Origin of the sequence: uncultured Rhodoblastus sp., from assembly GCF_903903185.1 — a bacterium.
Lineage (GTDB): Bacteria > Pseudomonadota > Alphaproteobacteria > Rhizobiales > Beijerinckiaceae > Rhodoblastus.
In genome coordinates, this window is the sequence record NZ_CAIUXT010000135.1 from 15,591 (window position 1) to 40,565 (window position 24,975).

22 protein-coding genes are annotated in these 24,975 nt (G+C 63.7%); 14 read left to right on the plus strand and 8 right to left on the minus strand.

Features of this window, described 5'->3' with window-relative positions; translation table 11 throughout:
• Positions 1–20 precede the first annotated feature (20 nt).
• Positions 21–1,814: a glucans biosynthesis glucosyltransferase MdoH gene (gene mdoH, locus QZY01_RS12185; RefSeq protein WP_294537526.1), complete on the minus strand. Its 1,794-nt coding sequence runs from the start codon at positions 1,812–1,814 to the stop codon at positions 21–23.
• Between the two features lie 72 nt (positions 1,815–1,886).
• On the opposite strand from mdoH, the gene QZY01_RS12190 reads away from it, so the two are divergent.
• The 8 genes from QZY01_RS12190 (at position 1,887) to QZY01_RS12225 (ending at position 9,321) form a co-directional block, all read left to right on the plus strand.
• Entirely contained in the window at positions 1,887–2,900 is a 1,014-nt protein-coding gene (locus QZY01_RS12190; RefSeq protein ID WP_294537527.1) for a zinc-binding alcohol dehydrogenase, read from the plus strand.
• Positions 2,901–2,921: 21 nt separating this feature from the next.
• Positions 2,922–3,323 carry a 6-carboxytetrahydropterin synthase gene (locus QZY01_RS12195; RefSeq protein ID WP_294537528.1) on the plus strand — a complete coding sequence of 134 codons (402 nt, stop codon included), beginning with the start codon at positions 2,922–2,924 and terminating at the stop codon, positions 3,321–3,323.
• On the plus strand, positions 3,324–4,376 hold the full coding sequence (locus QZY01_RS12200; RefSeq protein WP_294537529.1) for a glycosyltransferase family 4 protein: 1,053 nt from the start codon (positions 3,324–3,326) through the stop codon (positions 4,374–4,376).
• 289 nt (positions 4,377–4,665) lie between these two features.
• A complete protein-coding gene (locus QZY01_RS12205; RefSeq protein WP_294537530.1) occupies positions 4,666–4,902 on the plus strand; it encodes a hypothetical protein in 237 nt (78 codons plus the stop codon).
• Between the two features lie 35 nt (positions 4,903–4,937).
• A complete protein-coding gene (locus tag QZY01_RS12210; RefSeq protein WP_294537531.1) occupies positions 4,938–5,864 on the plus strand; it encodes an MBL fold metallo-hydrolase in 927 nt (308 codons plus the stop codon).
• A 205-nt stretch (positions 5,865–6,069) separates the two neighbouring features.
• Positions 6,070–8,151, plus strand: coding sequence for an ATP-dependent helicase (locus QZY01_RS12215; protein ID WP_294537532.1), 2,082 nt, complete (start codon positions 6,070–6,072; stop codon positions 8,149–8,151).
• 123 nt (positions 8,152–8,274) lie between these two features.
• Positions 8,275–8,964, plus strand: coding sequence for a phosphatase PAP2 family protein (locus tag QZY01_RS12220; RefSeq protein ID WP_294537533.1), 690 nt, complete (start codon positions 8,275–8,277; stop codon positions 8,962–8,964).
• A 24-nt stretch (positions 8,965–8,988) separates the two neighbouring features.
• A complete protein-coding gene (locus QZY01_RS12225) occupies positions 8,989–9,321 on the plus strand; it encodes a multidrug efflux SMR transporter (RefSeq protein ID WP_294537534.1) in 333 nt (110 codons plus the stop codon).
• 22 nt (positions 9,322–9,343) lie between these two features.
• On the opposite strand, the gene QZY01_RS12230 is transcribed toward QZY01_RS12225, so the two are convergent.
• From QZY01_RS12230 to QZY01_RS12245, 4 genes are all read right to left on the minus strand, one after another.
• Positions 9,344–10,474 carry an ionic transporter y4hA gene (locus QZY01_RS12230; RefSeq protein WP_294537535.1) on the minus strand — a complete coding sequence of 377 codons (1,131 nt, stop codon included), beginning with the start codon at positions 10,472–10,474 and terminating at the stop codon, positions 9,344–9,346.
• A gap of 118 nt (positions 10,475–10,592) precedes the next feature.
• Positions 10,593–10,931 (minus strand): hypothetical protein, encoded by a 339-nt coding sequence (locus QZY01_RS12235; protein ID WP_294537536.1) that lies wholly within the window; start codon positions 10,929–10,931, stop codon positions 10,593–10,595.
• A 153-nt stretch (positions 10,932–11,084) separates the two neighbouring features.
• On the minus strand, positions 11,085–13,007 hold the full coding sequence (locus tag QZY01_RS12240; RefSeq protein ID WP_294537537.1) for a hypothetical protein: 1,923 nt from the start codon (positions 13,005–13,007) through the stop codon (positions 11,085–11,087).
• Positions 13,008–13,194: 187 nt separating this feature from the next.
• Positions 13,195–15,135: a potassium transporter Kup gene (locus QZY01_RS12245; protein ID WP_294537538.1), complete on the minus strand. Its 1,941-nt coding sequence runs from the start codon at positions 15,133–15,135 to the stop codon at positions 13,195–13,197.
• A 140-nt stretch (positions 15,136–15,275) separates the two neighbouring features.
• On the opposite strand from QZY01_RS12245, the gene hrpB reads away from it, so the two are divergent.
• Positions 15,276–17,840, plus strand: a complete 2,565-nt coding sequence (gene hrpB, locus QZY01_RS12250; protein ID WP_294537539.1) for an ATP-dependent helicase HrpB — start codon at positions 15,276–15,278, stop codon at positions 17,838–17,840.
• A gap of 97 nt (positions 17,841–17,937) precedes the next feature.
• On the opposite strand, the gene rpmE is transcribed toward hrpB, so the two are convergent.
• Positions 17,938–18,168 (minus strand): 50S ribosomal protein L31, encoded by a 231-nt coding sequence (gene rpmE / locus QZY01_RS12255; RefSeq protein ID WP_294537540.1) that lies wholly within the window; start codon positions 18,166–18,168, stop codon positions 17,938–17,940.
• A gap of 196 nt (positions 18,169–18,364) precedes the next feature.
• Here rpmE and QZY01_RS12260 point away from each other — a divergent pair, with 196 nt between their 5' ends.
• A complete protein-coding gene (locus tag QZY01_RS12260) occupies positions 18,365–20,173 on the plus strand; it encodes an ABC transporter transmembrane domain-containing protein (protein WP_294537542.1) in 1,809 nt (602 codons plus the stop codon).
• Here QZY01_RS12260 and QZY01_RS12265 read toward each other — a convergent pair.
• Entirely contained in the window at positions 20,139–20,633 is a 495-nt protein-coding gene (locus QZY01_RS12265) for a GNAT family N-acetyltransferase (protein WP_294537545.1), read from the minus strand. The two genes, QZY01_RS12260 and QZY01_RS12265, sit on opposite strands and share 35 nt — an antisense overlap.
• 94 nt (positions 20,634–20,727) lie before the next feature.
• A complete protein-coding gene (locus QZY01_RS12270; protein WP_294537546.1) occupies positions 20,728–21,519 on the minus strand; it encodes an inositol monophosphatase family protein in 792 nt (263 codons plus the stop codon).
• Positions 21,520–21,839: 320 nt separating this feature from the next.
• Here QZY01_RS12270 and QZY01_RS12275 point away from each other — a divergent pair, with 320 nt between their 5' ends.
• The 4 genes from QZY01_RS12275 (at position 21,840) to serA (ending at position 24,934) form a co-directional block, all read left to right on the plus strand.
• Positions 21,840–22,511: an O-methyltransferase gene (locus tag QZY01_RS12275; protein ID WP_294537547.1), complete on the plus strand. Its 672-nt coding sequence runs from the start codon at positions 21,840–21,842 to the stop codon at positions 22,509–22,511.
• Positions 22,512–22,581: 70 nt separating this feature from the next.
• On the plus strand, positions 22,582–22,983 hold the full coding sequence (gene msrB, locus QZY01_RS12280; protein WP_294537548.1) for a peptide-methionine (R)-S-oxide reductase MsrB: 402 nt from the start codon (positions 22,582–22,584) through the stop codon (positions 22,981–22,983).
• Positions 22,984–23,151: 168 nt separating this feature from the next.
• Entirely contained in the window at positions 23,152–23,604 is a 453-nt protein-coding gene (gene panD, locus QZY01_RS12285) for an aspartate 1-decarboxylase (protein ID WP_294537549.1), read from the plus strand.
• An 85-nt stretch (positions 23,605–23,689) separates the two neighbouring features.
• Complete coding sequence (gene serA / locus QZY01_RS12290; RefSeq protein ID WP_294537550.1) at positions 23,690–24,934, plus strand: phosphoglycerate dehydrogenase; 1,245 nt, start codon at positions 23,690–23,692, stop codon at positions 24,932–24,934.
• Positions 24,935–24,975 lie beyond the last annotated feature (41 nt).

A 24,975-nucleotide genomic window follows, 5' to 3' on the forward strand; every position in this document is an offset into this window, starting at 1 on the left:
GCGCGCCCCTCGGCGAGACTTCAACTCCGATCATAACAAGCGACCAGCACATCTGGCGTTTTTGGAGCCTCCTCCGTTGCGGAAGAAACCGCGCGAAGAATCTCGGGCGTGCAAAACTCCTCCGGCGTCCCGCAGAGCCCTCGCGTGAAAAACCAGCGGCCGATTTTTGGCGACGCGCTGGCGACAGCGAAGGGAATGGCGAGGAAATAGCCCGCCGTCAGCGGCAGGGACCAGAGCGCGAGTTTTGGCGCGAACGCCGCCGCCACGCCGACGACAACAACGCCGAACAGCAGATGCGGCCAGAAGGCTCTTGTCGCCGCCCGCCAGGAAACGCCATGGACGTCGCGGGACTGCGCGCCCCACTCGATCTTGCGGCCGAAGGGCAGGGTGGCGAGCAGCAGGGTAATGTTCAAATTGGTCGCCGCGCCGATGATGAAGGAGCAGAAGGTCTCGGCCAGCACCCCGGCGCCAAAGCGCAAACTCCCCCCATAGCGCGCTAAGCCGCCGCGTTGCAGGATCGCATCGAAAAAGCCGGCCAGTTTCGGCGTCAGATAAAAAGCCAGAAACAACAGATAGAGCGCCTTGGCCGAGCCGGCGGGGATTTTTGCGACATTTTCGGTCGCCGGCAGCAACGCGGCCAGAAAAAGGATCGCCGTCCAGGCGGGAGCGCCGATGAACATGCTGATCGCCCAGATCAATTGAAAGCGGCTCATCGGCAAAAGGCCGGGCGTGCCGAGCAAATGCGGATATTGCATATTGCCCCGGCACCAGCGGGTTTCGCGCGCGACGAAATCGAGCAGGGTCGGCGGGTTTTCCTCGAAACTGCCGCATTCGACCGGCAGCACCCGCACCTCGAAGCCGCCGCGCCGCATCAGCGCCGCCTCGATCTGGTCGTGCGACAGGATCGGCTTGCCGCTTTTCAACTCCGGCAACTCGCAATGGGCGACGAAAGGCGCGATGCGTACGAGCGCGTTATGGCCCCAGAACGGGCCGCAATCGCCCGCCCAAAAAGTCGCGCCCATCGTATAGGCGCGCATGCCCGCCCTCATGCCGAACTGGAAGATGCGGGCGAAGGCCGAATGCGACGGCGCGCCGACGACGAGCGTCTGGACGATGCCGATTTTAGCAAAGGCCTCGCCGATGCGCGCGAGCCGTAAAATCGTCGCGCCATCCATCAGGCTGTCGGCGTCGAGCGGGATCATGAATTCGTAATCGCCGCCCCAGTGTTCGCAGAAATCGGCGATATTGCCGGCCTTGAAGCCGATGTTCTCGCTGCGGCGGCGGTAATGCAGCCGCTCAGCGTCGCTCATTCCCTCGCGCCAGAGCGAAAATTCCGCCTCCTCGGCCTGCGCGATAGCTGTCGCCGTGGTGTCGCTCAAAACGAAAAAATCGAAAGCGGCGCCTTCGGGCAGGGCGTCGAGGCTGGCCTTGATCGCGCGCAGCCGGGCGAAGGCGCGCGCCGGATTTTCGTTGCGCAGGGTCATCAGGATGGCGCTGCGGGTTTTCAGCGGCGACGCTTCCAGCGGCAGAGCGAAAGGCGCCGCCTGTTCGAGCGCGTCGGCGCGAAAATGCAACAGCCAGAAGCCGAGCAAGGAATTGCAGACGCCGAGCACGCTCCAGGGCGTGGCGACGGCGAAAGCGACGAAAATGCCCACCCGCAACAGGGTCCACCCGTCCGAGCCCAAAATCGCGGCGAGCCAGACCAGCAGCGCGGCGTAAAGCCCGAGATTGGCCAGCGCCACTCCCATCCGCCGGCGTCGCAACGTGGACCGGCTTTGCAGGCCCGCGGGCGTCAGATCGGGGTTCTGGGGCATGTTTCGCTCAAATCCGTTTGACCTTGCGAGGGATTTTGCCTTTGACCGGTAGATGGAATAGAGAACTATGCAATGTCCGTCGAGAAATTATCGGATCAATTCGGCATGATGAGCGCCCGCGCTCTATGGTTTGAGGCGCCACGCTTCGCGGGTCTGCGGGAGACGCCGCTCCAGCCGCCGGGCGAGGGCGAAGCGCGCGTCGCCGCCTTGTGGAGCGCCGTCAGCCGAGGCACCGAAAGGCTGGTGTTCGAGGGGCGCGTGCCGGTTTCGCAGGCCGAAATCATGCGGGCGCCGTTCCAGCAGGGCGATTTTTCCTTCCCGGTCAAATATGGCTACTGCCTGGTCGGCCGCGTCGAGGCGGGTCCGTCGGACTGGCTGAAAAAGACCGTGTTTTGCCTGCATCCGCATCAGGATCGCTTCAACCTCAGCGTCGATTCGCTGCGCCCCGTGCCGCAAGAAATTCCGCCGCGCCGGGCGACGCTGGCCGCCAACATGGAAACGGCGCTCAACGCCCTTTGGGATTCCGGCGCCGGGCCGGGCGACCGCATTGTCGTCATCGGCGCCGGCGTTCTGGGACTGCTGACGGCGGCGCTGGCGGCTGGCTTGCCCGGCGCCGAGGTGATGGTCGTGGATCGGCAGAGGGCGCGAAAAGAAGTCGCGGAATCCCTCGGCGCGGAATTTTGCCTTTCGGATTCTTTTGCCGAAAAAGCCGGCGTTGAAGCCGATATCGTTTTCCACGCCAGCGCCAGTTCCGCCGGGCTGGCGTTGGCGCTGGGCTGCGCCGGACTGGAAGCGAAAATCGTCGAGCTGAGCTGGTATGGCGACGCGCCTGTGTCCGTCCCGCTCGGCGGCGCCTTCCACAGCAAGAGACTGCGGCTGGTCTCCTCGCAGGTCGGGCAGGTGTCGCCGTCGCGCCGCCCGCGCTGGAGTTTTGCACGCCGCCTCGACAAGGCCCTGCAATTGCTCGCCGATCCGCGTTTCGACGCCCTGATCACCGAAGAAATCGCCTTCCCCGATTTCCCCAACCAGGCGGCGCGTGTTTTCGCCGCCGACGCGCCAGGTCTCGCAACCGTCCTGCGCTATTGAACCGCGTTTCCGGAGAGCCCCATGTATGCCGTCGAAGTCCGCGATCACATCATGATCGCCCATAGTTTCAAAGGCGAATTCTTTGGCCCGGCGCAAAGGCTGCATGGGGCGACTTTTGTCGTCGATGTCGCCTTTTTCCGCGAGACCCTGACCGCCGATAATGTCGTGGTCGATATCGGCCGCGCCCATGAGGCCCTGAAGGCGGCGCTCGCCCCGCTCAACTACCGCAATCTCGACGAAATCGAGGTTTTTACCGGCAAGCAGACGACGACCGAATTCTTGTCGCGCGAAATTTTCAATTCCATGGCGGAAGCGGCGCGTTCCGGCGCGCTCGGCCCCGGCGGCGAGGGCATTGGCTCGATCCGCGTCACCTTGCATGAATCCCATGTCGCGCGCGCCTGGTTCGAGGGGCCGGTCGGCTGAATGGGGCGGCTCGTCTTCGCCATTCCCGGCGATATTTCAGCACGCACCGGCGGCTATGGTTATGACCGACGCCTTCTCGCCGAACTGCCGCCTATCGGCGTCGAGGCGGTCCATCTGCCGCTGCCGGGCCGCTTTCCGGACGCCGGGCCGCAAGACGTGGCGGCGGCGCTGGCCGCGATGCAACAGGCGTTGCAACCCGGCGGCGCGCTGCTCATCGACGGTCTCGCTTATGGCGCCTTGCCGGCGGAGGCGATCGGCGCCCTCGCGGCGCCTGTCATCGCGCTCTGCCATCACCCTTTATGTCTCGAAACGGGGCTGGCGCCCGGGCGCGTCGAGTTTTTAAGGCAAAGCGAACGTGCGGCGTTGGCGCTCGCTCGCCATGTCATCGTCACCTCCGCACATACGGCCGAGATCCTGCGCCGGGACTTTGACATCGCGCCAGATCGCCTCACTGTCGCGCCGCCGGGAACCGATCGGGCGCCCAGGGCGCGGGGTTCCGGCGGCGCGCCCTTACTGCTGGCGGTCGGCGCGATTATGCCGCGCAAGGCCTTTGACGTTCTGGTCGAGGCGCTCGGCGGGCTGACGGAGTTGGATTGGCGGTTGCAAATCGTCGGTTCGCGCGCGCTCCATCCCGTGATCGTTGCGGCGCTTGAAGCCCAGATCAAGGCGCTCGGTCTTGAATCGCGCATCGAATTGGCGGGCGAATTTTCCGGCGGCGAAATCGACGCTATTTACGCGGCCAGCGATATTTTCGTTTCCGCTTCGCTGTTCGAGGGATTTGGCATGGCGCTGGCCGAAGCCATGACGCGCGGCCTGCCGATTTTGACGACGACGGGTGGCGCGGCGGCGCAAACCGTTCCCGACGCGGCGGCGCTGAAAGTTCCGCCGGCGGATGTCGCGGCCCTGCGCGAGGCTTTGCGCCGGCTCCTTTGCGATGACGGCCTTCGCCGCCGCCTCGCGCAGGCGTCGTGGCGCGCCGGACAGGGTCTGCCGCGATGGCGCGAATCCGCGCGGCTTGTCGCCGCGGTCTTTCGGGCGACGATCGGAGGTTAAATTTGCCGCCGGGCGCGAATCGAAAACCGCTCTTTTTCCCCGAAGCCAAAGCGTGTGAAAAAACAATCTCGTTGACGGGAAATTCAATTTAATAAATACTAAAACGGTCGGATTTAACGATTGGAAAGATCCGACGCCGTGTTCCGCCCTGTTGTCCCCGGCCTCGAGAGGCAAATCGATGATCCGCCGCCCGCCGGCCTCCCTGCGATGTCGCCGATGTCTGTTCCGCCGTTCTTGAAGCAAACAACATCTGGCCATTCGAGGCGCCGGTTCCGGCGTGAGGGAAATCATGTCTCAAGCTTACATTATCGAATGCGGCGACGACGACGCGGGCATTGTCACACGGGAAACGCGCGGCTTTCTGTTTCACGCCGCCAACCGGACCTATCGCCGTCTCGAAGGGCGGACCTTCGAGACCTTGCGCAAGGCGCAACTGGCCGCAGAAGCGCTGCAACGCGAGAAACTTGCGTCGCAGGGCGCCCAGGAGTTGCCGGTCTTGCCGGCGCGAAACGGCCGCGCATTTTGAAACCAAATTCAACGAAATTGATCGGGAGTTGAACCATGACGATTCGCATCGCAAGGAAAACGCTGTTTCTCGCCGCCGCGCTGCTGGCGGCGACGGCGGCGCAGGCGCAACAGCAAAGGCCGGATTTCAGCAAGGTCGAAATCAAGACGACCAAGCTCGCGGACAATTTCTATACGCTCGAAGGGCAGGGCGGTACGATCAGCGTGCTGACAGGACCCGATGGCGTATTGCTGGTCGATTCGCAATTCGCCCCGCTCACCGAAAAACTGGTCGCGGCGATCCGGCAGGTGTCCGACAAGCCGATCCGCTTTCTCGTCAACACCCACGTCCATGGCGATCACGTCGGCGGCAACGAGAATTTCGCCAAGCTCGGCGCGGTGATCTTCGCGCGCCAGCAGCTGCGCGAACGCTTGGAGCATCCGGCCCCGGCCGCCGACGGCGCGCCGGGGAAACCGGCCGCGCCGGACGCTTTGCCGGTGGTGACCTATGACGATCCGGTCACGATCCATCTCGACGGCGAAAACGTGCGCCTGCTGCCGATCCGCAACGCCCATACCGACGGCGACACGCTGGTGAGCTTTCCCCAGCATGACATTCTCGCGGTCGGCGATTATTTCCGCAGCGTCGGTTATCCGATCGTCGATCTCAACAATGGCGGCAGCCTAAACGGCCTGCTCGAAGCGCTTCGCGTCACCATCGAGCGCGCCGGCCCCGACACCAAAATCATTCTTGGCCACGGCCCGATCGTCGGTCGCGACGCGGTGATCGCCCAGCGCGACCTGCTGATCGCCTATCGCGACAAGGTCGCTGTGCTCGTCGGCCAGAACAAGACGCTCGAAGAAGTGATCGCCGCCAAAATCACCGCCCCGACGGATGCGCAGATTCCGCTCAGCGAGCAAAGCGCCGAGCGTTTCGTCAAGTGGCTTTACGCTGAAGTGAAAGCTGCGAAGCTCAAGTCCTGATAGGAACCGCCGTGCGATCGCAGCGCGTTTTCGGGTCCCGGAAGCCATGGCTTCCGGGCCCCGCTTTAGACATGAGGCGGCCTCGATGCGGCAGGACCGCCTTTGCGCCGCTTTGCAACCCTCCGCCAAAAAGCTATGTTCAACTTATGTTCCGATGGGGCGAATCGCTTGAGCGTCGCCTTCCCCGGCTTCGGACATTTGTAAAATGGAACTGGAGCTTTTCGTGGTCGCCGCGCATCTCGCCAAACTCAACGCCGACCAGATTCGGGCGGTCGAACATGGCGTCGATGCGTGCAAAACCGTCGGCGCGCCGCTGTTGATCATCGCCGGCGCCGGCACGGGCAAGACCAATGCGCTCGCCCATCGCGTCGCCCATCTGATTCTCCACGACGCCGATCCGCGCCGCATCCTGCTGATGACCTTTTCGCGCCGTGCGGCGGGCGAGCTGACCTCGCGCGTCCGGCGCATCTGCGCCGAGACTTTGGGCGCCAAAGCCGGCGTTCTCGCCGATGCGCTCGCCTGGGCGGGGACTTTTCATGGCATCGGTGCGCGGCTGCTGCGCGAATATGCGCAGATCATCGGACTCGATCCCGATTTCACCATCCACGACCGCGAGGACAGCGCCGACCTGATCAATCTGGCCCGCCATGACCTCGGGTTCTCAAAAACCGAAAAGCGCTTCCCTGCCAAGGGAACCTGCCTTGCGATCTATTCGCGCGCCGTCAATGGGCAAGCGCCGCTCGACGAGGTTTTGGGCAAGAACTTCCCGTGGTGCGCCGGCTGGAGCGAGGAACTGAAAAAACTGTTCGCGGCTTACGTCGAAGCCAAGCAGGCGCATAACGTGCTCGATTACGACGATTTGCTGCTCTATTGGGCGCAGATGGCCGGCGAGCAGGAACTGGCGCGGGAGATCGGCGGGCGCTTCGACCATATTCTCGTCGATGAATATCAGGATACCAACCGCCTGCAGTCCTCCATCCTGACGGGACTGAAGCCCGACGGGCGCGGCCTGACCGTGGTCGGCGACGACGCCCAGTCGATTTATGCGTTCCGGGCCGCCGACGTGCGCAATATTCTGGATTTTCCTCGGCAATTCGCGCCGCCGGCGCGAATCGTCACGCTGGAGCGCAATTACCGTTCGACCCGGCCGATTCTCGCCGCCGCCAATGGCGTGATCGCGCTGGCGAGCGAAGGTTTCGCCAAAAACCTGTGGACGGAGAGGTTATCCACAGAGAAACCGCGTCTGGTCGCGGTGCGCGACGAGACCGATCAGGCCAATTACATCGTCGAACAGGTTCTGGCCGCGCGCGAGGCGGGCGAGCGGCTAAAGGCGCAGGCGGTGCTGTTTCGCGCCTCGCATCACAGCGGGCCGCTCGAAATCGAGTTGACGCGTCGCAATATTCCGTTCGTCAAATTCGGCGGCCTCAAATTTCTCGACAGCGCTCATGTCAAGGATATCCTGGCCTTGCTGCGTTTCGCGCAAAATCCGCGCGACCGCGTCGCCGGTTTCCGCCTGTTGCAGCTTTTGCCCGGCGTCGGCCCGACCTCGGCGCGCAAAACGCTTGACGCCATGGCCGAGGCAGCCGAACCGCTGGCGGCGCTGGGCGCTCTAAAGGCGCCGCCGCGCGCGGGCGATTGCTGGGCCGATTTCGTCGCCCTGTTGCAGGACTTGCGCGGCGGCAAGGGGCCATGGCCGTCCGAACTCTTCGCCGCGCGAACCTGGTATCAGCCGCATCTGGAGCGCCTGTACGAGGATTTCGCGACGCGCGCGCTCGACCTCGCGCAGCTCGAACAGATCGCCTCGACTTATCCGTCGCGCGAAAAATTCCTCACCGAACTGACGCTCGATCCTCCCGACGCCACCAGCGCCGAGGCCGGGATACCGCTGCGCGACGAGGATTACCTGATCCTGTCGACCATCCATTCCGCCAAGGGCCAGGAGTGGAAATCGGTGTTCCTGCTCAATGTGGTGGATGGCTGCATCCCCTCCGATCTCGCCACGGGCGCGGCGGCGGAAATCGAGGAGGAGCGCCGCCTGCTCTATGTCGCGATGACGCGGGCCAAGGACCAATTGCATCTGATGGTCCCGCAGCGCTTTTTTACCCATGGGCAGCATCCGCAGGGCGACCGCCATGTCTATGCCGGGCGCAGCCGGTTCATTCCCGCCGATCTTGCGCCCTTGTTCGAGGCGACTTCCTGGCCGCGCGCCTCGCCGGAGACCGCCAGCGCCATGGCTGCGGCGAGAAAACTCGACCTTGGCGCGCGGATGCGCGGCATGTGGCGTTGAGGCCGAACCGAAACAGGCGGACACGAAAACGTTGCAAAAGACGCTTATGAGGTCATGCTGACGCCTTGTTTTTTCTTCTATGGTAAACTGCCGGAAAGACCTTAGCCCGACGGCGCCGTCCCGATGACAAGGAACCCGACCATTCGCAGCCTCGACACGCCGCCGCCCTCCGCGCTCACCCCGGCCAATCCGGGCGTCGAAGCGTCTTTGGCGCTAGCGGCCGAATCCCTGACAGATCCGGCCTCCTTCGAGCGGCTCAGGCGTTTTTCGCCGCGTATGGGGCGCTGGATCGAGACGTTGCAGGAAGCGGACCTCGAATCGGTGCGCATCCTCTCGCGCACGGCTCAGGGGCCGGTGGGGCGGCGTTGCGCCATCGTCATCAGCAAGCTCGGCAATGGCTGGTTCTATCTGTTTCTCGCCGCCCTGCTGTTCGCCCGCTGGGGCTGGGGCGGCGCGCGCATCGTTCTGCTGGCCTGCGTCAACGCCGGGGTCATGCACAGCCTTTATCCGCGGCTCAAGCGCCGTTATCGGCGCCGGCGGCCTTTCCGGGTCGATCCGGAACTGTCGTCGCTGCTGGCGACGCTCGACGAACATTCCTTCCCGAGCGGTCACGCGATGACGCTTTCGGCGGTGCTGGCGCCGATCGTCATGCTGTGGCCAGCGATGGCCGTTCCGGGCGCGATGATGTGGCTCAGCCTCGCCTGGTCGCGGGTCGCCACCGCCCATCATTATCCAAGTGACGTGCTTGCCGGGGCTTTGCTCGGGCTCGGCCTCGGCTATCCGGTTTCCGCCGGCATCCTGTCCTTGTGGTAAGACTGCGGAAATCGGGAACCGACCATGCTGAAATGGGTCTATCTGCTCGTCGCCATTTCGGCCGAGGTCGGCGCGACAACCGCGCTGAAGGCCTGCGAGCGATTCACCCGGCTGACGCCCTCGGTGCTGGTCGTCCTGGGCTATGGCGTCGCCTTCTATTTCCTGTCCCTGACGATGGAAACCATTCCGGTAGGGATTTCCTATGCCCTGTGGTCGGGCATAGGAATCATTTTGATCTCGCTGATCGGCTGGCGCTTCTTCGGCCAGGGTCTCGACGCGCCGGCGCTGATCGGCATCGCCTTCATTCTTTCGGGCGTGGTCGTCATCAACCTGTGGTCGAAAACGGCGGTGCGGTGAGTGTCGCCCGGACGGCGCGAAATCAGGGCACCGCCGACAGCAGCAAAAAGACGCCGAAAATCACTAGATGCACGGCGCCTTGCAGAATGGTCGCGCGTCCGGTCGAGAGCGTCAGCGTGCTGGCGATCAGGGTCAGCGCCAGCAGCACCATTTCCTGCGAGCCGAGGCCCAGAATCAACTCCTGCCCCAGATAGAGCGACACCGCGCCGACCACCGGAATCGTCAGCCCGATGCTGGCGATGGCCGAGCCCAGCGCGAGGTTGAGGCTTGTCTGGATGCGGTTGGCCCGGGCGGCGACCACCGCCGCGCCGCTTTCCGGCAGCAGCACCAGAGCGGCGATGACAACGCCATTGAACGAGGGCGGCAGGCCGGCGGCGGCGATGGCCTGCTCAAGCGCCGGCGAAAGGGATTTGGCCAGGAGCACCACCGCGACCAGCGAGGCGAGCAAAAAAGCCATCGAGATCAGCGCCAGCCTGGTCGAGGGCTTGTATTCGGCGATGTCGGGCGTAGCTGCGGAAAAATCATCGGCCAGCGCCGGCGACGGTTCGGGGACAAGAAAATAATCGCGGTGGCGCACCGACTGGACGAAAACGTAAACGCCGTAAAGCAACAGCGACAACTCGCTGACGAAGATCAGTTGGGTCGGCGCATATTGTGGCCCGAGCTTGGTGACGGTGAAATTCGGCAGGACCAGCGTCATCACCGACAGCGTGGCGAGGACGCTGAGCGAGGAGGCGGTGCCCTCGACGCGAAAGGTCTGTTCGCGGTGGCGCGCGCCGCCGGCGACGAGACATAGGCCGATCACCCCGTTCAGCACGATGATGACCGCCGAAAACACCGTATCGCGCGCCAGCGCCGAAGCTCCTGGCGGCGCCGACACCATCATCGACACGATCAGCGCCACCTCGATCACCGTCACGGAAACGGCGAGCAGGATCGAGCCGAACGGCTCGCCGACCTTGAGCGCCACCACCTCCGCATGATGGACGGCGGCGAAAACCGAGGCGAGCAGGAAGATCGAGGCGACGACGAGGAGGCCGGGCGCGTCCTTGGGCAGCACGCCGCCATATTTGAGCCCCAGCAGCACCAGCGCGCCGAGCGGCGCCGCCCAGACCCACCAATGCGACTCGTGCACGGATTGCGACGCGCTCATCCACCAGCTCCCGAAACGTTTCGAGCCGGCGCCAGCGCGTCACGGCCAAGGCTGTTGTTGAGAGCTTTGGCCGGCTTGTCAATCCGGCCGCGGCGACAGCCCTCAGGCGGGCGCAAGATTATTTGAGCAGCACGATGTAGTGTTCGGCCTCGCCCGGGCGCTGAACTTCGACGCGCCTCATGCCGATATAGCGCGTGATGCGCAGGCGGTCGCCCCCCTTGAATTTGGCGCAAATCCCGGCGGCGACCTGTTCGTCGATGAAGTTTTCCGCCGCGTCCTTGCCGACTTCGATATTCAGTTCGATCCAGCGCTTGATCGGGCCGGGGTCCTTGCAGCCGAATTGCGGACCCTGGATCGTGCAGAGATCGCCGACCGCACAGGCGCCGAGCGCCGAGGCTTTGGCGCCCGCCAGAACGGCGAGGAGGCCGGCGGCGGCCAATCCCTTGCTGAAAGACATGGAGGCGTCCTTGAGAAAATCGGGCTTCGGTTTAGGCCCGGTTTCTAAACGCCAAAACTTGCTCCAAGCCTTTCGGCTTTCGCAGCGGAGCCTTTTGGACATCGCCGCTTGAGCGGCGCGGATAAAATTCCGGAATATCTGGAGATTTTCACTTCACGGTTTAACCACGTCGCGCAACTGGGGCAGAACCGAGTCGGCTATCGCGGCATGTCCCAGGGCGTTGGGATGAAAAGCGCCGCTCATCGTCGCCGCGAACAAGGGCTGAGCGATGTCCACCGGTGATATTCCCGACTTCATGTAATTGCCGGTCAAAAAGGCGTCGTTCGGCGTCACGAACCACCTTTTGCGCGGCGCATAGGCGGTCCATTGCTGCACCGGAAAATAAAGCCATTTTTTCTTTTTCATATCCCAGGTTGGAAATTGCAGGGGGTCCGCCGCATCCTCGCCCTGGCAAATCGCGTGTCCGGAGAATTTTTGCACATGATCGGTGACAAGCCGCCAATGGCCTTCGCCCAGCCGGCCGGCGACGGCGTCGCCTAATACGCCGTTCAGGCGGTTGACGAAAACTGCCGCTTGTTCGCCCGTCGTTGCTTTCCTTAACCCAAGAATTTCATGGACCTGCATTCCGTCCGTCGCCCGGTCGGGGCGGCAGACCTCCCGTTCGCCATCGCCGACTTTTGTCAGATTGGGATAGGCCGTCTGGATGACGGTCAATTCCTCTTGGCCGGAGGCGATTCTTGCTTTCAGGGCGGCGGCGAGTTCGCCAAACAGATGCGGAAAATCGCTCCTGGCTTTCGATAAAGCCTCGTCGAAACCGATTGGATCGGCCGCCTCCTTCCAAAGTCCGAACAGGCTGGCGCGCAAGGGATCGAAACGACCGCCGGAATCGACGCTTTCATTGGCTATGACGCCGGCAAAGTTGACGTCATTGCCGCCGATGCTGAGCAGGACGGCGTCTATTTTCGCGACCCGCCGCCGCGACGCCGCGCAGGGTTTGAGATTCTTTCGCCAATCGAACCCGTCGCGGTCGGAATAATAATTGTAACCTGCCTGATCGACGCAGAGGTCGCGTAGCAATTTCATCAGTTGCGGCGCGGAATCCTCGTATTTTTTGGGGACATCGTCGCGCGCCGCCCAGAAATCGAGCAACCCTTCCTCGATGGCGGCGCCGGTGCAGGCATAGCCCAGAAAATTCACGGCGAGGTGCGGCTGTTCGATAGCGAGTTGCAGCGAAGCCTTGACCTGCTGGCTGTAAAGCGAGCGATGGCATTGCGCCATCTGCCATTTGGCGGCCGAAGACGGGCTGCCGAAATCAACCGGCGCATTGCCGAAGCCAAAATGCACACCCGAACGCAAAGGATAAAGCCGATAGGCGTTCGCACCTTCGATATGCGAAGAATTATTGAACAGATTCAGATAGTTTCCGAATAATGCCGGCTTGTCCGGATTGCCTTCGCCCGAGGCGAAGGAATCGCCGAGACCGACAATCGTGACGACCCTGCCGGTCTGGTTTTCCAGAGTGGCGATGGTCGAACCGCCGGCGGCGACCGCGATGGAAAAGGCTTGGCCATAGAGGAGGTTGGGCAGGCGGACCTTCTCGCCGCAGGCGCCCTCGGCGACCTTGGCGCCGTTCACCGACCAGATGCAGGACTGGCCCTGAAAAGCCGCGCCATCGACCAGACCGGCCAGCGCGTCGAATTTTTTCGGTTCGAGATAGGGTTCGCCATTGGCGAGCCGACATTTGTAATAGCTTTTGTCGCCGGCCATGAAACAATTCTTGTCCTGGTTCACTACCGCCGAGGCCCAGCCATAGCGCGCGACGGCAACCTTGTCGCCGAAAGCCGGCCCGAGCTGTCCTGCCGCCGCCTTTTTCTCGAGCGCGATTTCGAGGGCGAGGGCGGGTTGACTGGCCTTGTCGCTTTCCGGCAGCGACGCATAAGTATCAACGAGCGCGCGAAACTGGCCTTCATCCTTGAACAGGCGGTATCGATTGGCGATTTCCCAGTCGATCGAGACGGCCGAAGCGTGAAATGAAAACAGCGATGCGATTAAAAAAAGGCAGGAACGGACGAACATCAGAACCTCCGCAAAAAAATCAGCAACTTAACATTTCATAAGGCAAGAGCTTGTCAAGTCCCGGCGGGCTTGTTTACGCGCTTTGGGCGACCGCGAAAATGCGATGGGTTGCAAAGGCAAAAAAGCAAAAAACCGGTCGCCCGCTCGGCACGATAATAACGTCGCCTGTCTCATAAAGTCCCTGCGTTCACACCGTGACCTGCGCGCCAAGCTCGACCACGCGGTCGGAGGGGATCGAGAAGAAATCCGTGGCGTTGGTCGATTGTTTCGACAGGCTGACATAGAGCTGGTCCTGCCATTGCGGCATTCCCGAAGCCGGCGAACATTTGAGCGTTCTTTTGCCGAGGAAGAACGACGTCGTCATGATGTCGAATTTCATCCCGCATTTGCGCATCAGCGCCATGGCGGCGGGCACGCGCGGGCTTTCCATGTAGCCGTAATAGAGCGTGACGCGCGTGAAATCGTTGGTCAGCTTTTCGACCTCGAAACGATGGGCCTCGCTGATGCGCGGCATCGGTTCGGTGACGACGTTCATGATCACCACCCGCTCGTGCAGCACCTTGTTGTGCTTGAGATTATGCATGAGCGCGGAAGGCGCGACATTGGGGTCGCCGGTCAGGAAGACGGCGGTGCCGGGCACGCGGGTCGGCCGGGATTTTTCCAGCATCCGGATCAGATCGACGGTCGGGATCGAATCGCGATGGGTCTTCCGCGACAACAGGTCGTTGCCGCGCACCCAGGTCCACATCACGATCATCGACAAGGCGCCCAGACTCAGCGGCACCCAGCCGCCCTCCAGAACCTTGACCAGATTGGCGGCGAGAAAGGCCATATCGATGGTGAGGAAGAGGCCGATGAACGGAATGGCGAAATAAAGCGGCCAGCGCCACAATTTCCACACCACGAAAAAGGCGAGGCCCGTCGTTACCACCATGGTGCCGGTGACGGCGATGCCATAGGCATTGGCAAGATTGTCGGAGGAGCGGAACAGGAACACCAGCATCAGCACGCCGATCAGCAGGGTGCGATTGACCCGCGGCACGAAAATCTGCCCTTCCGTCGTCGCCGACTTGTGCTGGATTTCGAGACGCGGCAGCAGGCCGAGCTGGATCGCCTGACGCGACAGCGAGAAGGCGCCGGTGATCACCGCCTGGCTGGCGATGACGGTGGCAACGGTGGCGAGAATGACGAAGGGAATAAGCGCCCAGGCCGGCGCCATCAGATAGAACGGATCCTTCATCGCCTCGGGGTCCTTGAGCACAAGCGCGCCCTGGCCGAGATAATTCAGAATCAGCGCCGGTAAAACGAACACCAGCCACGCGACCTGAATCGGCTTGCGGCCGAAATGACCCATGTCGGCGTAAAGCGCCTCGGCGCCGGTCACCGCCAGAAAGACGAGGCCGAGGGTGACGAAACCCTGCGCGCCGTGGCCGAACAGGAACGACAGGCCGTTCAGCGGATTGAACGCGTGCAGGATGCGCGGCGCGTCCGCGATATGGAAAAGCCCGAGACCGCCGAGCAGAGCGAAAAACACCACCATGATCGGGCCGAAAAACGTCGCCACCCGCGCCGTGCCGCTGCTCTGGACGACGAAAAGCGACACCAGGATCACCACGGCGATCGGCAGGACATAGGGCTTGAAGGCGGTGGAGGCGGTATTGAGGCCCTCGACCGCCGAGAGCACGGAAATGGCGGGGGTGATGATGGCGTCGCCGGAAAACAGCGCCGCGCCGGCCACGCCGAGCAAAAAGATGATTTTCGAGCGCCGCCCGAGCGCGTTCTGCGCCAGCGCCATCAGCGACAGCGTGCCGCCTTCGCCCTTGTTGTCGGCGCGCATCAGGAAGAACACATATTTGAGCGTGACGACGAAGAACAAGGCCCAGATCAGCAGCGAGACAATGCCGACCACTTCCGATTCGACGATCTCGCCGGCGCTTTTCATGTGGTCGAGCGCCGCCTTGAGCGCGTAGAGCGGGCTGGTGCCGATGTCGCCATAGACCACGCCCATCGAGCCCAGCATCATCGTCCAGAAACCTTCCGGGCGATGTTCGGGGACGACGGGGGCGGACAGGCTTCTTTCCGGCGCGGGTTGGGCTGCGACAGGCGTCTGAGCGGCGTCTTGCGACATGGATGGTTCCTGGCTCCGCCCCGAACAGGGGCCTCCCGAGGATGCCGTATAAACCTTTCTTTCTTGTGGGAAAAGAGGGCTGTTGGTCAGGTCTTCCAACGCCGGATTGTCGCATCGCGCATTTGCTGGCATGAGGCGGCATGGAATCTTCTTCGGGATTTTCTTCGCTTGCCAGCCGGACGCCCGCGTTGCCGATCGACGAGGCTTTGCCGCGTCTTGAGCAGGTTCTGGCGGAATTTTCGCGCGCCGTGCTGGTCGCGCCCCCGGGCGCCGGCAAGACCACGCGTGTTCCACTGGCCTTGCTCGACGCGAAATGGCGCGACGACGGCAAGATTCTGGTGCTGGAGCCGCGCCGCATCGCCGCCCGCGCCGCCGCCGACCGCATGGCCAGCCTGCTCGGCGAAAATCTGGGGGAAACCGTCGGCCTGCGCGTGCGCCTGCAGACTCTGGTCGGGCCTAAAACCCGCATCGAGGTGGTGACGGAAGGCGTCTTTGTCCGGATGATCCTCGACGATCCCTCGCTTGAGGGTATTGCCGCCGTGCTGTTCGACGAATTTCACGAACGCGCGCTCGACGCCGATCTCGGCCTCGCTCTGGCGCTTGACGCGCAAGCGGCGCTGCGGCCCGACCTGCGGCTGCTCGTGATGTCGGCGACGCTCGACGGCGCCCGCGTCGCCGCGCTGATGGGGGCGGCGGGGCGCGAGCCCGGGATAGACGCGCCGGTCATCGAGTCGCGGGGTCGCGCCTTCGACGTCGAAACCGTCTATCTCGGCCGCGACGCCCGCGAAAAAATCGAGGAAGCCGCCGCCCGCGCCGTGTTGCGGGCGCTTTCGCAGGAAAGCGGTTCGATTCTGGTCTTTCTGCCCGGACAGGCGGAAATTACCCGCCTTGCCGCCCTGCTGGCCGACAAGCTGCGCGATCCCGCCGTCGACCTCTGCCCGCTTTATGGCGCGATGGACCGCGCCGCGCAGGATCGCGCGATCCGGCCGGCGCCGGCGGGACGACGAAAAATCGTACTGGCGACCTCGATCGCCGAAACCTCGATCACCATCGACGGGGTGCGCGTGGTGGTCGATGGCGGCCTCGTCCGCGCGCCGCGTTTCGAGCCGGACCTCGGCCTGACGCGACTCGAAACCCTGCGCGTTTCGCGCGCCGCCGCCGACCAGCGGCGCGGTCGCGCCGGCCGCACCGAGCCGGGCGTCTGCTACCGCCTGTGGGAAGAGGCGGGCAACGGCGCGCTGCCGGCCTTCGCGCAACCGGAAATCCTCGCCGCCGATCTTTCCGGTCTCTTGCTCGACCTCGCCGCCTGGGGCGCGCGCGATCTCGGCGATCTCGCCTGGCTCGACCCGCCGCCCGCCGCCGCAAGCGCCGAAGCGCGGGCGCTGCTGCGCGAACTCGGCGCGCTCGATGCGGGAGGGGCGATCACGTCGCGCGGAAAGGCCATGCGCGCGCTGCCGCTGCCGCCTCGCCTCGCCAGCATGGCCCTTCAGGCGGAAAAGTTTTTTAACGGAGAAATGGGCTGTCAGCTTGCGGTGCTGCTGACCGAACGGGGGCTTGGCGGCGATTCGCCCGATCTCGGCGACCGGCTGGAGCGTTTTGCAGGCGACAATTCGCCGCGCGGAAACGACGCGCGAAGGCTCGCCCATGGCTTTACCCGGCAATTGCGCTTCGCCGCCCGCGAACTGGGCGAAATGGGCGAGGCCAAGGCCCTTTCTCCCGGCGCCCTCGTCGCGCTCGCCTATCCCGACCGCATCGCTGTTTCACGCGGCAAGGGGGGCGAATTTCTGATGGCCAATGGCCGCGCCGCTCGTCTGGAGCCGCATTCCCCTCTGGCGCGCGCCAAAATGCTGGCCATTGCCGAAGTGACGGGGCGCGCGGGCGCGAGCCGCATCGTCGCCGCCGCCGAACTCGACGAGGCGACATTCGAGGCGCTGTTCGCGGAAAAAATCGAAACGCGCGACGAAATCCGCTTCGACGCGGCGAGCGGGGCGCTGCGCCGGCGCGCCTCCCGCCGTTTTGGTGCGCTGGCGCTGGCCGAGCAGAACCTGCCCGTCGCCGCCACGTCTGAAAACGCCCGGATTTTTTCGCGCGGCATTGCGGCATCTGGAATCGACCGGCTCAACTGGACCAAGGCCCAAATGCAACTGCGCGAGCGCGTGGAATTTCTGCGCCGGGCGCACGCGGGCGTGGGAGAGGCGAATGCCGCTTCCAATCCTTGGCCCGACCTGAGCGAGGCGGGGCTGAAACAGGCGCCGGAAGATTGGCTGGCGCCTTTCATCCTCGGCTGCATCCGCCGCGACGACATCGGCCCGGAACAATTAGGCGCGGCGCTCTCGGCCCTGCTGCCCTGGGATCTGGCGCGGACACTGGAAGCCCAAGCGCCGACCCATTACGTCACCCCGGCAGGCTCCTCGATCGCGATCGACTATGCGGACGCTGGCGGCCCGGTCCTCGCCGCGCGAGTGCAGGAGTTTTACGGGCTTTCGATCCACCCGAGCCTCGCCGGCGGACGGGCGCCGTTGACCCTGCATCTGCTGTCGCCGGCCCATCGCCTGATCCAGATCACGCGCGACCTGCCGGGCTTCTGGAAAGGCTCCTGGGCGGGCGTCAAGGCCGAAATGAAGGGGCGCTATCCGCGCCATCTCTGGCCCGACGATCCCGCCTCCGCCGTCCCGACCGTACGCGCCAAACCGCGTGGGACGTAAACGGCCCAGCGCAAGCCCGGGCAAAAAAAACCGCGCCGACGTCCTGGCGACGCGGGCGCGGCTTTTTTAAGAAACGGCTTTGTCTTATTTCTTTGGCTTATTTCTTGCCGAAGGACATGCCGCCGAAGCGCGAGTTGAAGCGCGACAGGCGGCCGCCGCGGTCGAGCAACTGCTGCGAGCCGCCGGTCCAGGCCGGATGGGTGTTGGGATCGATGTCGAGATTGAGCGTGTCGCCTTCTTTGCCATAGGTCGAGCGGGTCAAAAACTCGGTCCCATTGGTCATGACGACTTTGATCGTGTGGTATTCGGGATGGATATCGGACTTCATGGTGGAAAACCTTGGATGGCAGGAAATCTTGGCGGCTGCGTCCCGCGACGTCGCCGCCCCGGAACCGGAAGGCGGCGCGGAAAACGCCGGGAAAGTGGAAGCGCGCTCAGTAAACCAGAACGCGCGCCGGAGCAAGAAAGAAAGCGCAGTTTAAAACCGCTGCCTTTTTCGCCGTATCGGCGCTATATAGGCGCCCATGACGCAAACTTCACCCGAAACCCCTTCGAAAACCCGCTCGCCCCGCGACTCCCTCAATTCCCTCAAGCCGATCCTGCCCTATGCCCGCCGCCGCATGGGCTGGGCCATGGGCGCGCTGGCGGCGCTGGCGACGGCCTCGGCCGCCACTCTGGCCATGCCGATGGCGGTGCGCGGCATGATCGACCGGGGCTTCGCCGCCGATCACGCCGGAGTGGTCAATTCCTATTTTATCGCTCTGATCGGCGTCGTCGGCGTACTCGCGGCGGCCTCCGCCGTGCGCTATTTTCTGGTAATGACGCTTGGCGAACGCATTGTCGCCGACCTGCGCGAGGATTTTTTCGCGCATCTGACCCGGCTGGACCCGGCCTTTTATGACGCCAACCAGACCGGCGAACTGGTCTCGCGCCTTACCGCAGACACCACGCAGCTCAAATCGGCCTTCGGCGCCTCCGCCTCGATCGCCTTGCGCAATGCGTTCCTGTTCGTCGGCGCGGTCAGCCTGATGGTGTTCACCAGCCCCAAATTGTCGGGGCTGGCGCTGATCGCCATTCCGGTCATCGTGCTGCCGCTGGTCGCTTCGGGGCGGTCGGTGAAGGGCCGTTCGCGCGCCGCGCAGGATACTCTGGCCGAGGCCAGCGCTTTCGCCGCCGAAAACCTGGGCGCGGTGAGGACCATGCAGGCATTTGGCGCCGAGGAGTTCAGCCGAAGGCGCTTCGCCGCCGCGGCGGAGGGCGCCTATCGCGCCGCCCGCGCGGCGACCAAGGCGCGGGCGCTCTTGACCGCGATCGGGATTTTTCTGGCTTTCGCCAGCGTCGTCGGGGTGTTGTGGCTTGGCGCGCGCGACGTGCTGGCGGGGCGCATGACCGGCGGCCAATTGTCGCAATTCCTGCTCTATGCCGTGCTCGGCGCGAGTTCGCTCGGACAATTGTCGGAAGTCTGGAGCGAGCTTTCCGCCGCCGCCGGCGCCGCCGGACGCCTCGCCGAAATCATGGCGATTCCCTCGCGCATCGTCGCGCCGCCTCATCCGGTCGACTTTCCGGAGCCCGGACGCGGCGAGATTTTTTTCGACCATGTCGGCTTCGCCTATCCCGCGCGGCCGGACAAGCAGGTGTTCGACGGCCTGTCGCTCAAAATCGCGCCGGGCGAAAAGGTCGCCATCGTCGGCCCCTCGGGCGCCGGCAAATCGACGCTTTTTCAATTGCTGATGCGCTTTTACGATCCGACTTCGGGGCGCGTTCTGATCGATGGCGTCGATGCCGCCAAGGCCGATCCCGCCGCCCTGCGCCGCCGCATCGCCCTGGTGCCGCAGGATGCGGTGATTTTTGCGGCCTCGGTCGCCGAAAACATCGCCTATGGCGCTGCCGGCGCGAGCCGGGCAATGATCGAGGCGGCGGCAAGGCGCGCCGCCGCGCATGAGTTCATCGCCGCACTTCCCGAAGGCTACGACACAAGGCTCGGCGAGCGCGGCGTCACCCTTTCGGGGGGCCAGCGCCAGCGCCTCGCCATCGCCCGCGCGATCTTGAAGGACGCCCCGATTCTGCTGCTCGACGAGGCGACTTCCGCGCTCGACGCCGAAAACGAGGTTCTGGTGCAATCGGCGCTCGATCATGTCATGCAGGGCCGCACCACCTTGATCATCGCGCACCGCCTCGCGACGATTCTAGCCGCCGACCGCATCCTGGTGCTCGAAGGCGGTCATATCGTCGAGGAGGGAACGCACGCCGAACTGGTTTCGCGCGACGGGCTTTACGCGAGGCTGGCGCGGTTGCAGTTTAACGCGGGGGCGAGCGTTCTTGTGACCGTGTGAGGGGCGTTCCCCTTTCCGAAGTCCAATGCAAAATCACCTTGTTCAGGCCCGACAGCGGGTTTTCGCCCGCCCCCGTCTCGACAAACCCCTCGCGGCGGTAAAAAGCGAGCGCGCGGAAATTATCGGCGTTGACGTCGAGCCCGAACCCGTGCGGGCAGGCGGCCTTGGCGCAGCCGAGCAGCGCCCGCGCCGCGCCGCCGCCTTTTGCGCGCGGCGCGACGGCGATCTGCTCCAGCCATTTTCGCGCGGGATCGAACATCACGAAACCGGCAAGGCCCTTGTCGTCCTCGGCGACGAAAACCTGCGCCCCCGCCGCGAGGCTGGAGGCGAATAGATCGGCCAGCCAGGGCGCGCGGGCGGAAAAATCAATCTCTGGGCGCGCCTGCGTCCAGCTTTCGACCCACAAGGCGATGAGCGCCGTCCAGTCGCTCTCGTCATAGCGGCGCAGCTCAAAGCTCATCTGTCCGACAGCCGGAAAACGTCACGGGACGGCATGGCGCGCGCACTCCGGCAGTTGCAGCGGCGCGGTCAGAATCAACGCCTCCATCGCCAAATCAAACCTTTTTCAGCAAATCGAGCAATTGCTTCTGGATATATTCATTGCCGGCGCAGACCGAGCCGTTTCTTAGAAAATCCTGTCCGCCATCGGCGTCGGAGAGGTAGCCGCCGGCCTCGCGGATCAGGATCAGGCCCGCCGCCATGTCCCAGCTTTTGAGGCCGCGCTCCCAAAAACCGTCGAAACGACCGGCGGCGACAAAGGCGAGGTCGAGCGAGGCGGCGCCGAGCCGGCGCACCCCGCCGGCGCGGGTCATCACGATCGAGAGTTCGGCCTTGAAACGCGGATGGATGCCGGCGGCGGCGAGCGGCGGAATCCCGGTGGCGATCAGCCCCTCCGCCATGTCACGGCGCACGGCGACGCGGATGCGGCGGTTGTTGTACCAGGCGCCCTGGCCCTTTTCGGCGACGAAAAGATCGTCGTTGGCCGGATTATAGACGACGCCGGCGACGATCTGACCGTCGCGCTCGAGCCCGATCGACACGGCGAAGATCGGCAGGCCATGCAGGAAATTGGTGGTGCCGTCGAGCGGATCGACATGCCAGACATGGCTCTTGTCGGCGCCCTCGACGATTCCGCCCTCTTCGAGAATGAAGCCATAGCCGGGCCGCGCCCTCGACAATTCCTCGAAAATGGTCTTTTCGGACTTCTTGTCGGCGATGGTGACGAAATCGCCCGGCCCCTTGACCGAGACCTGCAAATTCTCGACTTCGCCGAAATCGCGCTTGAGGCCGCGCCCCGCCTTGAGCGCGGCGGCGGTCATCACATTCATCAGGGCGGAATTGATCATGATTTCTTTCCTGGCCGCGCGAGGAGGCCAGCCTGCGCCGCGCCTTAAGTCGCAGGTCATGTGCCCTGCCCGGAACATGGCGTCAAGCTGGGGGCAATGGCCGGGCAGCGCCAAAGCCCGGCTCCGGGTCCCGCTGACGTTGCCTAGGTTTCCTCACCTATGCCGCAAAAAAACAGTGGCGGCTTAGATATCCGATTCGATCGTTTTAAAATCAGACGCGTGGCGCCGTCATTGTCAGGCCGCGCTGGGCCGCCCCCCTGCTTGCCGCCCCGCCAAAATCCCCTAAACTCGCGCAACCCCCGCAAACGGAAGCGCAGCCCATGGATCAGCCGAACTGGAATGACGTGGACGATTATATCGTCGGGCGTCTCGTTCCCCCCGACAGCGCGCTCGATGCGGCGCTGGCGGCCAACAGAGCCGCAGGCCTGCCGGCGATCGACGTTTCGCCGGCGCAGGGCAAGCTTTTGCAGCTGTTCGCCCGCATGGTCGGCGCGCGAAAGGTTCTGGAGATCGGCACGCTCGGCGGCTATTCGACCATCTGGCTGGCCCGGGCGCTGCCCGCCGATGGCCTTGTCGTCACGCTGGAGGCGCTGCCCAGACACGCCGAGGTGGCGCGTCAAAATATCGAGCGCGCCGGTTTGAGCGCAAGGGTGGAAATCCGCGTCGGGCCGGCGCTCGAAACCCTGCCGGTTCTCGCCAGGGAGGGCGGCGGAGCCTTCGATCTCGTGTTCATCGACGCCGACAAGCGTGGCAATCCCGACTATCTGCAATGGGCGATAAAGCTCGCGCGGGTCGGCGCGGTCATCGTCGTCGATAATGTCGTGCGCGACGGCGCGGTTCTTGACGCCGACAGCGACAGCGCCGACATCCAGGGCATTCGCCGTTTTTACGACGATCTGGCCGGCGACGCCCGGCTCAGCGCCACGGCGATCCAGACCGTCGGCGCCAAGGGGTGGGATGGTTTCGCCATCGCCTTCGTCGGAAGCCAGTGACTAAGGCCCCGTTCTTGTCGCGCCGCAAAAAACCCCTATCTATAGCGCCTTCCCCTTCCCGGAGGCGCGCATGACGACGAAAACCTTCAAGATCGCCCATACCGACGCCGAATGGCGCGCGCGGCTCACGCCCGAGCAATATGAGGTGTTGCGCGGCCATGGCACCGAACGGCCGGGCTCCTGCGCGCTCAATCATGAAAAACGCCCCGGCGCGTTTTTCTGCGTGGGATGTGGGCAGGAATTGTTCCGCACGGCCAAGAAATTCGAGAGCGGCACCGGCTGGCCGAGCTTTTTCGACCCCGTCGAGGGCGCCGTCGAGACCAGCCGCGACGTAAGCTTTTTTATGGTCCGCACCGAAGTCCATTGCAGCCAGTGCGGCGGCCACCTGGGCCATGTCTTCGAAGACGGCCCGCCGCCCAGTCATTTGCGCTATTGCATCAATGGCGTGGCTTTGGACTTCAAGGCGGACTGAGCAGGATTTCAGGAAGCAGACGGCGTCTTTCCGCGAAAAACGCCGGTTCTTCGAGGAAGTCAGACTATTGGCGATTTGACCCAGCGGCGGAAAGTCTGGCCAATTTTTCCAAAAAACGCTATGCAGCGCGCAAATGGCTGAGGCTTCCTCCAGCTGCAAGGATTGTTCATGCGCAAGGTTGTCGGCGCCAAACTGCACGGAATTCATGTGACGGACGCCAATATCGACTATCACGGCTCGATCACGCTCGACCCCGATCATTGCGAGGAAGCGGGGATTTTGCCGCTCGAATTCGTCGAAATCTGGAACAAGAATTCCGGAGCCCGCATTTCCACCTATGTCATCCTCGGTGAACGGGGCTCGCGCTGCTGCATCCTCAATGGCGCGGCGGCGCGCACCTGCCAGCCCGGCGACCAGATCATCATTTGCAGCTCGATTTATGTCGAGGCCGATGAAATCCCCTCGATGCGGCCGAAAATCCTGGCCTTCGACCGCGACAACCGCATCATCGACCGGCTTTCCTACCACGTCGACCGCGACGAATCCGGTCGCTTCCGCTTTTCCATCCATGACGAGACGGGGGCGCCGCAGCCCATTCCGCTCAAATCCAAGAAAATCTGAACCAAGATCCAAGAAATCTGACCTTTCCGCGCAAAGGCTGAAGTTTTGCGCGCGGCGCCCGTCGTCGCCGCTCAAGGAGTGACTCATGAATTCCGCGTTGTCGTTTCCCAAGGACAAGATCAAGGTTTTGCTGCTCGAAGGCATCCACGAAAGCGCCATGGAGCTTTTTGCCGCCGCCGGATATCCCAATGTCACTCGCCTGACCAAGGCGCTCGACGGCGAGGCTCTGGGCGAGGCGTTGCAGGGCGTGCATATCGTCGGCATACGCTCGCGCACCAAACTGACGGAAGAGGTTTTCGAGGCGGCGGACCGGCTGATCGCGGTGGGCTGTTTTTCGGTCGGCACCAATCAGGTCAATCTCAATTCCGCCCGCGTGCGTGGCATTCCGGTGTTCAACGCGCCTTTCTCCAACACCCGCTCGGTGGCGGAACTGGTGATCGGCGAGATCGTCATGCTTTTGCGCCGGATTTTTCCGCGCTCGGTTTCGGCCCATGCCGGCGGTTGGGACAAGAGCGCCAACGACAGTCTGGAAGTGCGCGGCAAGACGCTCGGCATCGTCGGCTATGGCAATATCGGCAGCCAATTGTCGATGCTCGCCGAGAGCATGGGCATGAAGGTGATCTTTTTCGACATCACCGACAAATTGCGCCACGGCAATACCGAACCCTGCGACACGCTCAACGAATTGCTGGCCCAGGCCGACGTGGTCAGCCTGCATGTGCCGGAAACTCCGCAAACCGAAAACATGATGGGCGAGGCGCAGTTCAGGGCGATGAAGCCCGGCGCTTTTTTCATCAATAATGCGCGCGGCACCGTGGTCGATATCGAGGCGTTGGCGCGGGCGCTCAAGGACGAGCATCTGCGCGGCGCCGCCATCGACGTCTTTCCGAAGGAGCCGGCGGGCAATGCGGATAAATTCGTATCGCCGTTGCAGGGTCTGGAGAATGTCATCCTGACGCCGCATGTTGGCGGTTCGACCGAAGAGGCGCAGGGGCGGATAGGCGCGGAAGTGGCGCGCAAGCTGATCGATTATTCCGACATTGGCTCGACGCTCGGCGCGGTGAATTTTCCGCAGGTGCAATTGCCGCCGCGTCCCAATGGCACGCGCTATATGCACGTCCATCGCAATGTGCCGGGCATGATGATGAAACTGAACGATATTTTCTCGCGCCGGGGCATGAATATCGCCTCGCAGTTCCTGCAGACGGACGGCGAGGTCGGCTATGTCGTGATCGAGGCGGACGGCACCCGCGAGGATTGCGAGCAGGTGCTGGAGGAAATTAGGCGCCTCGATGGAACCCTGCGCGCCCGCATCATTTACGAGCGCTGAGCTTTATCGGGCGCGGAATCTGCGCGCCATCAAACGACGGC